Origin of the sequence: Tenacibaculum sp. M341 (assembly GCF_004337695.1) — a bacterium.
Lineage (GTDB): Bacteria > Bacteroidota > Bacteroidia > Flavobacteriales > Flavobacteriaceae > Polaribacter.
Genome location: NZ_SJXJ01000002.1, coordinates 215,487 through 229,879, shown reverse-complemented (window position 1 = coordinate 229,879; position 14,393 = coordinate 215,487). Strand labels below are relative to the sequence as shown.

Sequence of the window (14,393 nt, the reverse complement as noted above, 5' to 3'; positions counted from 1 at the left end):
AAGCAGCTAACATAACATTATGAAAGCTGCTTTTTAACTATATATAATATTCAATTCTTATTATTAGAATTTACCGTTAGTATGAGCCATTTCTGAAGGAATTTCTTCAATAATATCCCAATGCTCAACAATCTTGTTATCTTCTATTCTGAAAAGATCATAAAAAGACTGAGGCTTCCCATGCCACTCTCCCTCACTCATGGTTAATACAAAATTTCCTTCACCTAAAACTTTGTGTACTTTCTTGTAAATAAACATATCGTTTTGAGAAACTAAATAATCGATTGCTTTTCCTAAACCAGCCAAACCATCTTCAATAGCTACATTGTGTTGATGGTATTGTTCTGTACTAATGTAATCAGTTATCTTATTTGGATTTTTCCCAAAAAGAATATCATCTACAAAATTCTTTACCAACTGCTTATTCTCTGCTGTTTTTTCTACATCTTTAACTTCAGTTGGACCATCAAACTGAGAACGCCCACTAACTGTTTCTTTTACAATTGGAGAAATATTATCCCAATGTTCAGCTACTTTTCCATCTTCCATTCTCCAAACATCAAAAGTTACTACTTCAGGTGCTCCAAACGCCTCTGCATTATCATATGTATTATGCATCACAATAAAGTCTCCATCTTGAAATAAACGATGAGTTTTACTTGTTGTTTTTGCTTTTTCTAATACTGGTAAAAAACCAATTACAGGTTCAATACCTGTTGGTACATGTGGATTGTGCTGAATATAATTTTCGGTAAAATACTTCTTTATTCCTTCAACGCTATAATCCTTAAAAAATGCTTTTTGTGCATTTACTGCTAAACTTTTTAAATCTTTTTTATCCATCTTTACTTGTTTTGTAATTGTTGTCGGTGTTTTTTGCTTTTTCTCCTCTTGTGAGAAACAACTTACCATTAACATACTTGTAGACACTACTGCTAATGTTTTAAAACCTAGAAAATTCATATTATTAAAATTAAATTCTATTGCAAGGCAAAATTAAAACACAACAATACTGTGTTAGATATACAAACAAGTTTATAGAGTATAAAAACGGGAAAATATTCACTTATGTGAATTTCGAAATGTTTCAGGAGTAGTTAACACTGTTTTTTTAAAAAAAGTATAAAAATTTGTAGTTTCTTCAAATCCACATTGGTATGCTATCTCTTTAATAGATAAATTAGTATTGATTAAAAGCCTTTTTATTTTTGTTATAAAAATCTCATTAATAAATTTTTTGGCGGGCTTATGTAGAATTGAATTGGTTATATTATTAAGAGTTTTAGAACTTACAGACATTAAATCGGCATAATCGTTTACTTTTTTTGTTGCAAAACAATTAGTTTCAACTAGTGTTTGTAATGTTATAAATTCTGATAGATATTTCTTGTTAAAAGTAGTTACGTTTTCTGTAGACTTTAATCTGTAAATTTTACTAATTAAGATGTACAGCAAACTACATATAATTCCTGTAGATTGCTCGTCATGCACTTCAAAATACTCTTCTTTAATTTTATGAACTAAAAGCAATATTTCTTCAAAATCACGATCATTTAATTGAATTTTAGGTGAATTAATCAACTCATTAAACAATTGAAAGCATTTTGAAACCTCTTTTTTTTCAATATAGCTTATTAAAAAATCGTCTGTAAACAACAGTAAATACCCTTTTGAATTGGTTTTACTAAACTTATGAATTTGATCTTTACGTATACTCAACAAAGTTCCTTTGCTATGTTCGTAGTCATTAAAATCAATTCCATGACTACCTCTTCCTTCAGTAAATAAAACAAGCATGTAAAAATCTATCTGATGAAAATTATATGGAGAATGATCTAAATTCTCCATACCATGTAAATCTTCTATCTTAACAATATCAAACAAACTATCACTTGTTTTATTTTGAAAGCTAACCTGTTTTATATCAGTTTTTGTTGGCATGCTACTTTTAGCTATTAGCGTCTAAATATTTTATGAGTTTCCGTATGATCTCCGCTGGTTACTTTTAAAAAGTACAATCCTGACGATAAGGACAATAAATCTATTGGTGCTACATTTCCAATCAAATCTTGTTCTCCAGAAAGTATAAACTTACCAACGTTATCGAATAATTGATAACTAACCTTTGTAAATCCTTCTTCTAAAGTGTTTAGTGTTATTTGATCTACAAAAGGATTAGGATATGCAAACCATCTTTTTCTACTACTTGGTTTTACTGAATCATTAATATCAGCAATACAATCTTTAGATATGGAATGAGAACTTTTTATAATATCTTCTATACTATTGTTTGTAAAACTCACATTCGCTGTATGATCAAAAAAAGCGTGATCTATAACTGCTTCAGGTGCTCCAATAAAATCTTGTAATAAGGTTGAGATTGTTTGCCTGTAATCATACTGAATTGTTTCTAATTGATAGTTATTATCATCAGTTGCTTCTGACAAATCAGGGTTATCTCCTGAAACTCCACCTTTTACTGGAGCTCCAAAAATAAACATTGGTGCTATCTCACCGTGATCTGTTCCTAAATTACCATTCTCTTTAGCCTTTCTACCAAATTCAGAATACGTTAGCCCAACCACATCATCTCCTATAGACTGCTCGTTTAAGTCTTTCACAAAAGCCTCTATAGCTGTTGAAACCTCAGTCAATAAATCATTATGCTTTCCTTTAATATCACCGTTCTCTTCATTCTGACTATTATGAGTATCAAAACCTCCAATACTAACTAAATACACTTTCGATTCCAATCCTCCACTAATCAATCTAGCAACTGTTTTTAACTGATTTGAAAGATTATTATCTTCATATGAAATTGCATTTTTCCCTTTGCTAAACGCATCAGAAATTGCTTTTGAATATTTGTTTGATGTGTTGTTAACATCAACAATATATTTTAATTCTGTACCATAATCTGAGTTAGGAATACTTGTTGGAGCTATTCCTGCCAAACTATTTATTTCGGTATAAAAACCTGCCGGATCTTGCCCTGTAATATTTATAGACAAACCATGCTCTTCAGCTCCATGAAAACCTAATTCGGTTTTACTTGAACCTATTTGAACTCCTAATGGATATACTGCTTCAGTTTCTTCAGAATAGTTTTTCTCCATAAAACGTCCAATCCAACCTGAATTATTTCCGTTCTTCCAACTATTTCCATCATTTCCTGTTGAATAAATATCTTTAGAAGCAAAATGACTTTTATTTTGAGATGGATAACCTACAGCTTGTAATATTCGTAACTGACCTAAATCGTACAATGATTTAAATCCTGTTAAAGCTGGGTGTAATCCTATTTGTTGGCTTTCAGGCAAAGTACTATCTAACTTAATAAAACCACTTGCACCTGAACTAGGTATTTTAATTGTTGGTCTTAAGTTAGCATATTGATCATATTGATTTATAGGAATAGTCGTATTTAAACCATCATTTCCTCCTACTAAATTTACAAGTACTAATTTTCTGTTGCTAATGTCTCCACAGTTAATTGATAAATCAAATGTTTTTAACATTGCGTTTATTTCAAAAGGCATTAAACCTAACGCTGTAGATGCAGATGCCAGCTTTATAAAATTTCTTCTTTTCATGATAATGAGTTTTGGGGATAAAAATTGTTTTGTTTTACATTAATTGAAATTCAGGTGCATTAATCATTTGTGTAATTAAAGCATCTAATCTGGTTTTAACTATAACATCATCACCAGTTCCTTCAAATTTCAACCACTCATTAGTCCAATAAAAGTCTTCAAATCCTTCTAGTAAATTTTGAGCAAAGTATAAATTACGTTCGTCACTAATAGGTTCAGGATATAAATAACCTGCTAACTCATTAATTAAATCTTTAGCTATTGACGGACTATCAATAACATTCTGTACAAAAAGAGGCGTATTTAACTCAACATTAATTCGTCCATTATTACCAATCTTATTTCTTCCTGTCAATAAACTTTCTATAATCTTGTACCTTGCTAACACAGTGTTAGAAGACAACCAATGCCTATCAAAATCAGGAGCCTGATAATGTGCTGGATATCCAGCTACTGAATCTGGAGACCAAAAGATCATTCCTCCTGCAGCTAAATAAAAGTTATGCACAAAACTGAAGAAAGCATAAAATTCTTCTGCTTCAGTATCTGGATTAGGCATTTTAATGTCAAAGAAAGTCATTAACTCGTTAAACAACTGTAATGGACTTTTTAAAATGCTTCCTATAATTTCATCAGTAGCATCTGAATCATCTAAATCATAAAAGTGATTACACGTTAACAACTTCTTTACTATCGGTAATACTTCATAATCATTATCTTTTAATTCTTGAGCTAAAGGAACAATAACATTAGTTTCAATTTCATCACTCCATTCACTCTTTACAAAGTATCTGTATAATTTTCTAACAAAAGAAATAGCTGTAGCATCTTTGCTAAACACCATTTCTACAAAATCATTTAATTCTTCTACAACACCTTCTTCTGTATCTTTTCCTGTAATTACTGTATTATCAAACGCATGGCTAAACTTTTTATCGTTTTTATCATGTGTATTTAATTGAATTCTACCAATTGGAATATTAGTATCAGAGTCTATAATCGTTCTATCCGCCTCTGTTTTAATACCTGAAAATACTTTTGCAGCTTGTTGAACATCTATTTCAGTGTAGTTCGTATAATCTCCATTTCCAATCTGTTCAGCTTTTAAAATAGTAAACAACTCTAAAAACTCTCTTGCATAATTTTCATTTGGATTGTTTGCATTGTTTTTAGTATTATCTAAATAATCAAGCATTGAATTATCAAAAGTGATTTTTTTTGATAATGTTTTTAGATTTCCAAAAGCATAAAAATCTAATAAACGCATATGATCAAAAAAATGAGTCGATAACCCACCTCCATTATCCTTAGATACTGTAAATGATGTATGTAAAAAGAATGTCATCTTTTCTCTCAAAGAGTTTTTATGAACTCCATTATACCACCACCATGAAGTGACTATCCTTCTTTTTCTAAATTGTCCATCAAACTCTTTTGGTAATTTAGGTGACGAAAGCCAATACCCATCTGGATCATCTTCTGGTCTTGGATCATATGGTTCTGACCATTGATTTGCCTGAGATGCAATCAACTTATCAAAAGCTTCCTCTGGAGTTAATGTTGAAAACTCTTTTATGTTTTCTGAAGAAAAATTAAATGAGGCTCTTCTAAGCAAGTGTTTTGCATTACGAAGCCCTAAAACATTCGTGTTTATATTTAAGTAACTCATAAAGTGGGGATTAATAAAATTACATTTTTATGTAATATGCCCTAAAATTAAAAAATATTATTTACTGTAACGTAGAAAGTGTGATAATATTTTTATGAACATAGAATAAGATTGTTAGATATTAATTTTAATACCAACGTTTTTTCTTCTTTTTTGACGCAGTTGATTTTCTTCCTTTTTTATGTTTACTAACTGTATTAGGTTGTTTTTTTGGTTTAGGCTTATTTAAAGGAAAAGGATGATCTTCAATTACCTGAATTTTTCTTTGTAATTTTTCTTGAATTTTTCTGACATAAGCTGTTTCATCTGCACTACACAAAGAAAAGGCTATTCCTGATTTTCCTGCTCTACCAGTTCTACCAATTCTATGAATATAAGTTTCAGGAATATTTGGCAAATCAAAATTAATCACAGCATCTACTTTACTTACATCAATTCCTCTAGAGGCAACATCTGTCGCTATTAAAATATTTACTTTATTATTTTTAAAAAGCTCAATAGCTTCATTTCTCAACGACTGTGTTTTATCTCCATGTAAACTAGTTACTTTATAATCATTTTTTAATAGAGTTTGCTCTAATTTCCCAACACCAAACTTTGTTCTTCTAAAAATGATAATTTTTCCATTAATTGTATTTCTTAGTAGATGTAAACATAAATCTGTTTTATTCTTTTTAGGTACAAAATATAATAATTGTCCTATATTTTTTGAAGTAGCAACCTCTGGATTTATTGCAATTTTTACCGGATTTATTAACGTTGAGTTAGCCAAAACCACTATTTTTTCGGGCATTGTAGCAGAAAATAAAAGCGTTTGTTTTTTACGCGGACACAACTCTTCTATTTTTTTTACATCATTAATAAATCCCATATCAAGCATTAAATCTGCTTCATCTAACACCAAGGTTTTCAAAAGCCTTAAATCTACACAACCTTGCTTATGAAGATCAATTAATCTACCAGGTGTTGCAATTAAAATATCTATCCCTTTTTTCAAAATATCTTTCTGGGGTTCTAATGAAACTCCACCATAAACAGCAGTGGTTCTAAGATTTGTGTATTTACAATATGCTTTAACGTTTTCTTCTATTTGTATTGCTAGTTCCCTAGTTGGACTAACAATTAATGCCTTAATTTTCTTTTCTCTTTTTTCTGAATCTTGCTCCTCAATTAATCCTTCAATAATAGGTAATGAAAATGCTGCTGTTTTACCTGTACCTGTTTGTGCTGATACTATAACATCTTTTTTACTTAAAATTTCAGGAATTGCTTTTTGCTGAACTAAAGTTGCTGTGTGATATCTTAACTCAGTTAAAGCTTTTAAAATAGATTTGTTTAATGATAAATCAGAAAATTGCATGTAATATTTTTTTACAAAGGTAGGATAAATGACCTCAAAAGTGATTGTAAACTTAATTTTAAGAAAATATCATACTCTTAAAAAAGAATTTAGAATTTCTATATTTACTCATAATCTAAAAGTATATCCATGAATTTCGAAAAAGAATACGACTTAATTTGTGTAGGTGGTGGAATTATGAGCGCTAACCTAGCACTGCTTGCAAAATTAGTAGATCCTTCATTAAACATATTAATTCTTGAACGTTTAGATAAAGTAGCACAAGAAAGCTCAGCTGCATGGAATAACGCTGGAACAGGGCATTCTGCTTTGTGCGAATTAAATTATTGTCCTGAGCAAGAAGACGGTAGTATTTCTATAGAAAAAGCGGTTAAAATATGTGAGCAATATGAAATATCGAAGCAATTATGGGCGTATTTAACTGAAACCAGGTATATAGACAATCCGAATAACTTTGTGATGTCTGTTAAACATCATAGTTGGGTAACTGGTAAAGAAAATGCAGATTATTTAGAAAAAAGATTTCATGCTTTTAAAGAACATTTTATGTTTAATTCTATTGATTTTACCAGAGATATACATAAAATGAAAGAATGGTTTCCTTTAATTACTGAAAATAGAGATACTGATGAAATCATGGCTGCGTCAAGAATGGATCGTGGCACAGAAGTTAATTACGGAGCTTTAACCGAAAAATTATTTGACATTTTAGCTACAAAATTTGACACTCCTGTTCATTGTAATCATGAAGTTTTAGATGTTGATCCTGATACTGAAATTGATTGGACAGTAGCTATCAAAAACACCAAAACAGGCGCTGTTCAAAATGTAGATGCTCAACATGTTTTTATTGGCGCAGGTGGCGGAAGTTTATTATTACTTCAAAAAGTAGAGATTGAAGAAAAAGAAGGATATGGTGGTTTTCCTGTAAGTGGTGAATGGCTTGTGTGCAACAATCAAGAAATTATAGATAAACATAATGCTAAAGTTTATAGTAAAGCCGGAATTGGCGATCCACCAATGTCTACTCCTCATTTAGATACTAGATATATTGATGGTAAAAAATCGTTATTATTTGGTCCTTTTGCTGGTTTTAGCCCTAAATTTTTAAAAGAAGGCTCATATCTCGATTTATTTAAATCTATCAAACTAGATAATATTCACCCTATGTTAGGTGCGTTTTGGCATAACTTACCGCTTACAAAATACTTAATTCATCAGGTATTAATGAATAAAGAAGATCGAATGGAAGCACTTAGAAAGTTTATGAAAAACGCTGATGAAAAAGATTGGGATGTTGTAAAAGCGGGTCAAAGAGTTCAAATTATAAAAAAAGATGATTTTGAAGGTGGCACTTTGCGATTTGGAACTGAAGTAATTAGTAGTAAAGACGGAAGCATTACCTGTTTATTAGGAGCATCACCAGGTGCTTCAACTGCAACAGCTATTATGCTTACTGTTCTTGAGAAGGCTTTCCCTGAATTATTATCTATCAATAAAAACAAAGAAAAACTAAAAGAAATTATCCCTTTTTATGATTCTAAAATAACTGAAGAACTATTTTCAAATGAATTAAAACGAACTAAAGCTATTTTGAATTTATAATTGACAAGCAATTATCAAGTTATAACAAAGGCAAAGAAATTCGTTATTTTTGCATAACTACTTTATTGTACCCCAGTAATAAATTTTTCAATCATGAAACTAATCAAAAAAGCAAAATTAACTTCTGAAGCTTCTAAAGAAGTACCTAATACATCTATTTACGATATTTCAATTAATGATATTGCAGGTAATGCTGTAGATTTCTCTCAATTGAAAGGTAAAAAAATTCTATTTGTTAATGTAGCTTCTAAATGCGGATTTACAAAACAGTACAAAGAGCTTCAAGAGTTAGATGATAATTACAAAAATTCACTAACAATTATTGGATGTCCTTGCAATCAATTTGGTGGTCAAGAACCAGGTGACGCTTCACAAATTCAAGAATTTTGTTCTTTGAATTATGGTGTAGAATTTCTAATTACTGAAAAAATAAAAGTAAAAGGTAACAGTAAGCACCCATTATATAAATGGTTAACTTCTAAAGAGCAAAACGGAAAGAAAAACTCTAGTGTTAAATGGAACTTTCAGAAGTATTTAGTTGATGAAAATGGAAACCTAATCGATTATTATTATTCTACCACCAAACCAACAAGTAAAAAAATCACAAAACACCTTTAATAAAAAATATTAGCAAAATAGTGTAAACCACAATGCACTATATGAAACAGAAAACCAAACAAACATGAAAATATTCTCATTTTTAATTAGTTTCCTTATACTTTTTACTTCGGAAACTAGCAATGCTATTCAAAGAGAAGATCTACAAAATAACACATCTAAAAGAGCTCCTATATTTATTGCTCCTTCGTATGAAAAGCTATCTACATATACGCTAGAAGATGTTCCTAATCCGAAAAAATATGGCGCTAACGGATTTATATCTGATCCTGATGGTATTATTTCTAACGGAGATACTTTCAAATTAAACAAAATGCTATGGCAAATTGAAAATAAAACTACTGTGCAAGTAGCTATTGTGGCGCTACCAAGTATTGGACAAGAAGTACCTAAAGATTTTGCTGTTAGTTTATTTGAAAGATGGGGAATTGGACAAGCTGATAAAGATAACGGATTGTTAATTTTAACAGTAATGGACCAAAGGAGAACAGAGTTTGAGGTTGGGTATGGTTTAGAACATATTTTAACCGATTTAATTTGTCATAGAATTGGTACTGACGAGATTGTTCCTTATTTCAAAAAAGGTGAATTTGGTAAAGGTTTCGTAGCTGCTACTGAAAAAATAGATTTATTTGTAAGCAATCCTGATACTATTGATGATATTTATTCTCAAAACATAAGTTATGAAGGTGCCGCGACTTACTTTTTAGGATTGCCTTTTCTTATTTGGTCTTTTTTCTATGTATTATTAACAGGAATACTAATATTTAGAGCTTATGATAAAATCAAAACTATCGATCAAAGTAAAGAAGAATATTACGATAAATACAATGACCTTAAAGCTATAAATGATGGCTGGGGATGCTTGATTGTATTTGCAGCTTTTCTTTTTCCTTTGTATGGTATTCTTATAACTATTTTAAAAAACCAAAAACTTAGAAAGTATAGATATGCTCCTCGTTACAGTCGAGTAAATGGAAAACCTTTAAGGTTATTAAATCAATCTGAAGAAAAACATTTTTTAAAACGTGCTGAAATTCTTGAAGAAGAATTAGATGCTATAGAATATGATGTTTGGGTTACTGACAATGAAGATGATGTACTAATTCTTAAATATCAAGGATCAGATAGTTCATATAGCAATTGTAAGCAATGTGGATACAAAACTTATGGTTGGTCACACACTAGAATTATTCGTAGTGCAACTTATACTTCAAGCGGAGAAAAAGAAGAAATTCATCAATGTAGAAACTGTAATTACTCTGAATCAATCAAAGTACATATACCTAAAAAAGTTAGACAATCCAGCTCATCTGGTAGTAGCTCTTCTAGCTGGAGTAGTGGTGGCTCTTCTGGCTGGAGTAGCGGTGGAAGTAGCTCTTCCTCATCTAGTTGGGGCGGTGGAAGTTCTGGCGGTGGTGGAGCAGGTGTTAGCTGGTAACATTTTAATTTTCAAACATTAAGGGGTTTTTCCTGTAGTTTACACAGATAAAAAGATGTAAATTTATAATGTAGAAAATAAATAAGAAACACTTTTCTTAACTCCCCCGATGATTGCATTCGCGATGTAAACTTAAACCTTCTGAATACTTAACAATTTAGAAGGTTTTTTGTTTTTAATAACTTAACAAAACTAGCTATTTGAACACAAAACTAAATCTATACTATCCTTTATCTCAATTCAAAAATTAAGTTCCTTCTATTTTTCTTTATCATATCATTGTAAGTATCTGTTTTCATAGTACTCCAATTTAAAAACATATTATGCTGAATACGTTCTCTTATAAATCTTTCTTTTACTTTTTTATTCCAACCTTTAAAAGATAAATAATACGTTTTTTCGCCTTCTTTCCCCTGTATAACTTTGTATGATTCTTTTAAAACAACGGAATGATCTTTTTCAAATCTTTTAATATAAGCTTCTAGTGACTCTTTAGTATCCCAAGCGGGATCTTTAGGACAGCAAGTTGAGCCATAACTTTCTGAATACTCAAAAACAATATCTTTTTTTAACAAAAAACGATTTGCAGATATCAAATAGGCTTTCGTTATTTCATCTGGCGATTCGTAACCATTATAAATATCTACAACAACATCTTCTTCATAAAAAGAAGATTGAATTTGTAAAAACCCTTCATCATTATCATAAGCAGTTTCAATATAATCTAACAAATTCCCTTCATTGTCAACTATCACTAACCAATGACTATTTTCATGATCGTAAAGACTCTGAATTAAAACAAGTGATTCTTCGCCTTTAAAAACATTCATTTTCTGAATGTAATATTTAGGATGATCATTAAACTTACCAATAGTATTAAAACCTTTCTTAATCCACTCAGATTTATACAACGGTTGCTTATTAGAGTACGAAGCACCAATTGAGTCCATGACCAAATGTTGAGCATTAACAATAAAGCTGTTGGTTATAAATAAAAAGATAAGTTTGTTTACAGCATTCATAATATTATTGCTAAAAGTAAACACCTTTAAACTTCTTCTGCTTTTTTAATTTTCTTAGGTACAATACTTTTTTATCATAATCTATAAAGGCTTTTCCTGCTTCTAAAACATCAGCTCCTATAATTCCGTGTACTTTACCAGCATTATGTTGTGCTAAAGCAGCATTTACATGTTGTAAATCAAATAAAACAAGATTACAATTCTTAAACTTCCAGTCTCCAATTCTTAGTGAATTGTTTTCAGATTTATGAGTTTCCATATCGATAGCTCCGGCTCCAGCTGCTTTTACCTCACTTTCTTCAGATATTAATTTAAAATATTCTTTTAAATCAAGTCCAACGCAAGAGTTAGAAGCTCCAGTATCTAAAATAAAAACACCTTTAACACCATTTATTTTTGCAGGTAATTCAAGATGATTTGTTCTCATCTTTTTAAGCTTAATTCTTACATATTTCTTTTTTCGCAATACTTTTTTCAAACTTGCCATTTCCTCGTACTTTTGCATTCGAAATACAAAAATAATGTATTGATTTTTGAATTACGAATTTTAAAAATATGATTTGTAATGAATAAAAATTGTAACTCATTATTTTTAATAAACTTACAACCTTACTACATAATATGATTACCGATACACATACTCACCTTTATGCTGAACAATTTGATGAGGATAGAAATGAAATGATGACTAGAGCTAAAGAAGCTGGTGTTTCTCGTTTTTTTATTCCTGCTATTGATAGTAATTCTACTGAAAGAATGTTCGATTTAGAAAAAAACTATCCTGATGATGTTTTCTTAATGATGGGATTACACCCAACTTCTGTTAAAGAAAATTACAAAGAAGAATTAGCACATGTGAGGGAGTGGATTGATAAACGTGATTTTTATGCTATTGGTGAAATTGGAATCGATTTATATTGGGATAAAACATTTTTAACAGCTCAACAAGAAGCTTTTAAAACTCAAATCCAATGGGCTAAAGAAAAAAAACTACCTATTATAATTCATTGTAGAGAAGCTTTTGATGAAATTTTTGAAGTATTGGAAAGCGAAAAAGGTGATGACTTATTTGGTATTTTCCATTGTTTTACTGGCACATTAGAACAAGCAAAAAAAGCCATTTCTTACAATATGAAGTTAGGTATTGGCGGTGTAGCCACTTTTAAAAATGGTAAAATTGATAAGTTTTTAAATGAAATAGATTTAAAACACATTGTATTAGAAACCGATTCGCCTTACTTGGCTCCTACACCATACAGAGGAAAGCGAAACGAAAGTAGTTATATTACTCAAGTTGTTGGTAAATTAGTAGATATTTACGGAAAATCATATCAAGAAATTTCTGAAATTACTACTCAAAATTCTAAAGACATTTTTGGTGTTTAAAACAAATAATTCATACTTTTTTCTTTTCTAAATATAAACCAAGTGCTGTCGCTTTTTAACTAAAGCCTAATAAATAATTATTTAGGAAAACATATAACCTAAAAATTAATTAGTTTAGACAAAACACAAAAATATTATGAAACAAAATGTATGGATTTTTCTACTTTTTTTAAATTTTTATTCTTTTTCTCAAATAACTTTAAAACAACATAATTTTGTTTCTATTGGAGATACTATAATTGAATACTACACTAGGTTTCCAAAGGTTAATATTGATATTGGAGAAGCAGGTGAAAATAAAACATGGGACTTTTCTAATCTAAACACATCTAAAAGAGACACCATACAATTTGTTGACCCCAAAAAAACACCTTTTGCTGAAGATTTTCCTAATGCCAACATAGCTTTATATTCTAATAATATATATGAAGCTTGGATGTTTATGAATAATTCGAACTCAGAATTAAAAACTATTGGATCAGGTGTTTTTGTTAACAATAAAAAAAGAATTGAAAACAGAAATGTAACTACTATAAGATATCCTTTTAACTATCTTGACACCTCTAATAATAAAAAAGAGGAAGAAACGATACTCCTAAAAACTAAAAAAGGGACAGACTCTATAAAAAGAAAAAGAGTTTTTAAACACAACACCACTGTTGATGCTTGGGGCGATATTATTTTACCCACTGGAACTTTTTTATCACTTAGACTAAAACATGAAGTTAATGTTATAGATTATTTTTATAAGAAAAGAAAAAAAGAATGGCATTTATTAGGTAAATTAAAAGGAAGTTCTAATATACTATATCAATGGTGGACAGATGATAAAGAAACAAAACATCCCGTTGCACAAGTTGTTATGGACGAATCTCATAAAAAACCTATTATCATTAAATTCCTACCTGCTATCCCATTTTCTGAAATAATGGGTAAAAAAGGCAATAACAAATTAATCGTTTACCCCAATCCAGCTACTGAAAAAATATTTATAAATTTAAAACAAGAAACTGAATCATATATTACCATATATTCCATTAACGGAAAAATAATCCGAAATATTAAAACAAAATCTTATAAAACTGAAATTGCTATAAACGAGTTACCTGTAGGTATATTTTTTATCATCAATAGAAATAAAAGAGGAGTTGTTTTAGGTAAAAGTAAATTCATAAAGGTAAAATAATGACATTTTTAAAAACATTCATCCAATTATTCATCTTTACTTTTTTATCGCTAGTAAACCTTTCTGGACAATCAAAAAAAAGTACCCAAAATTTAACCACTATTTTAGAAAATAATTTATGGAGTACTAATAAGTTATTTTTGCACGGTAAAAATACCGAAGAATACAAATTAACTGTTATTGACACCAAAGCAAAAATTGATTACCTTAATAATAAAAACATTAATTTTATTTTAGAATTTAATAATAATCACAAAAGTTTTAATTATCAAGAAAACATTTCTATGGATTGTGACATGGGAGAAGATAAAAACACTTTTATTGCTGAGCCTTCACCAAAAAGAAAATACAAAATACTAAGTGAAAACAAAATAATGTTTGAAATCACTGAAATGAAATTTGAAAACGGAATTTATAGTTTAGATAATTCATCAAAAGGTATATTTATTTATAAAGTTTTAAAAAAAGAATCTTCTTTTTTTCTCAAAAGAATCTCTTCTAGTAACCCATAAT

At 29.6% G+C, this 14,393-nt stretch carries 13 protein-coding genes; 6 read left to right on the top strand and 7 right to left on the bottom strand.

Annotated elements, in window-relative coordinates:
• Window positions 1-63 precede the first annotated feature (63 nt).
• The 5 genes from EYW44_RS02900 to EYW44_RS02880 form a co-directional block, all read right to left on the bottom strand.
• Complete coding sequence (locus EYW44_RS02900) at window positions 64-963, bottom strand: nuclear transport factor 2 family protein (protein WP_243643596.1); 900 nt, start codon at window positions 961-963, stop codon at window positions 64-66.
• Window positions 964-1,062: 99 nt separating this feature from the next.
• Window positions 1,063-1,941 carry an AraC family transcriptional regulator gene (locus EYW44_RS02895; protein ID WP_132722162.1) on the bottom strand — a complete coding sequence of 293 codons (879 nt, stop codon included), beginning with the start codon at window positions 1,939-1,941 and terminating at the stop codon, window positions 1,063-1,065.
• Between the two features lie 14 nt (window positions 1,942-1,955).
• Complete coding sequence (locus tag EYW44_RS02890) at window positions 1,956-3,593, bottom strand: DUF1501 domain-containing protein (RefSeq protein WP_132722161.1); 1,638 nt, start codon at window positions 3,591-3,593, stop codon at window positions 1,956-1,958.
• A 34-nt stretch (window positions 3,594-3,627) separates the two neighbouring features.
• The gene (locus EYW44_RS02885; protein WP_132722160.1) at window positions 3,628-5,262 is read right to left on the bottom strand and encodes a DUF1800 family protein; all 1,635 of its coding nucleotides are present in this window, start codon (window positions 5,260-5,262) and stop codon (window positions 3,628-3,630) included.
• A 127-nt stretch (window positions 5,263-5,389) separates the two neighbouring features.
• Window positions 5,390-6,622, bottom strand: a complete 1,233-nt coding sequence (locus tag EYW44_RS02880) for a DEAD/DEAH box helicase (protein ID WP_132722159.1) — start codon at window positions 6,620-6,622, stop codon at window positions 5,390-5,392.
• A gap of 129 nt (window positions 6,623-6,751) precedes the next feature.
• Here EYW44_RS02880 and mqo point away from each other — a divergent pair, with 129 nt between their 5' ends.
• The 3 genes from mqo to EYW44_RS02865 all read left to right on the top strand — a co-directional run bounded on the left by mqo (window position 6,752) and on the right by EYW44_RS02865 (window position 10,286).
• Entirely contained in the window at window positions 6,752-8,227 is a 1,476-nt protein-coding gene (mqo, locus tag EYW44_RS02875; RefSeq protein ID WP_132722158.1) for a malate dehydrogenase (quinone), read from the top strand.
• Between the two features lie 93 nt (window positions 8,228-8,320).
• On the top strand, window positions 8,321-8,845 hold the full coding sequence (locus EYW44_RS02870; protein WP_132722157.1) for a glutathione peroxidase: 525 nt from the start codon (window positions 8,321-8,323) through the stop codon (window positions 8,843-8,845).
• Between the two features lie 64 nt (window positions 8,846-8,909).
• Complete coding sequence (locus tag EYW44_RS02865) at window positions 8,910-10,286, top strand: TPM domain-containing protein (RefSeq protein WP_132722156.1); 1,377 nt, start codon at window positions 8,910-8,912, stop codon at window positions 10,284-10,286.
• A 230-nt stretch (window positions 10,287-10,516) separates the two neighbouring features.
• Here the strand turns inward: EYW44_RS02865 and EYW44_RS02860 are convergent, their stop codons facing one another.
• Together EYW44_RS02860 and EYW44_RS02855 are read right to left on the bottom strand one after the other, a co-directional pair.
• A complete protein-coding gene (locus EYW44_RS02860) occupies window positions 10,517-11,236 on the bottom strand; it encodes a hypothetical protein (RefSeq protein WP_132722155.1) in 720 nt (239 codons plus the stop codon).
• 82 nt (window positions 11,237-11,318) lie between these two features.
• Window positions 11,319-11,795 carry a retropepsin-like aspartic protease gene (locus EYW44_RS02855; RefSeq protein ID WP_132722154.1) on the bottom strand — a complete coding sequence of 159 codons (477 nt, stop codon included), beginning with the start codon at window positions 11,793-11,795 and terminating at the stop codon, window positions 11,319-11,321.
• A gap of 134 nt (window positions 11,796-11,929) precedes the next feature.
• Here EYW44_RS02855 and EYW44_RS02850 point away from each other — a divergent pair, with 134 nt between their 5' ends.
• The 3 genes from EYW44_RS02850 to EYW44_RS02840 all read left to right on the top strand — a co-directional run bounded on the left by EYW44_RS02850 (window position 11,930) and on the right by EYW44_RS02840 (window position 14,392).
• Entirely contained in the window at window positions 11,930-12,694 is a 765-nt protein-coding gene (locus EYW44_RS02850) for a TatD family hydrolase (protein ID WP_132722153.1), read from the top strand.
• A gap of 136 nt (window positions 12,695-12,830) precedes the next feature.
• Window positions 12,831-13,880 (top strand): T9SS type A sorting domain-containing protein, encoded by a 1,050-nt coding sequence (locus EYW44_RS02845; protein ID WP_132722152.1) that lies wholly within the window; start codon window positions 12,831-12,833, stop codon window positions 13,878-13,880.
• Entirely contained in the window at window positions 13,880-14,392 is a 513-nt protein-coding gene (locus EYW44_RS02840) for a hypothetical protein (RefSeq protein ID WP_132722151.1), read from the top strand. The genes EYW44_RS02845 and EYW44_RS02840 overlap by 1 nt, the downstream gene beginning before the upstream one ends.
• The last annotated feature ends 1 nt before the right edge of the window (window position 14,393 follow it).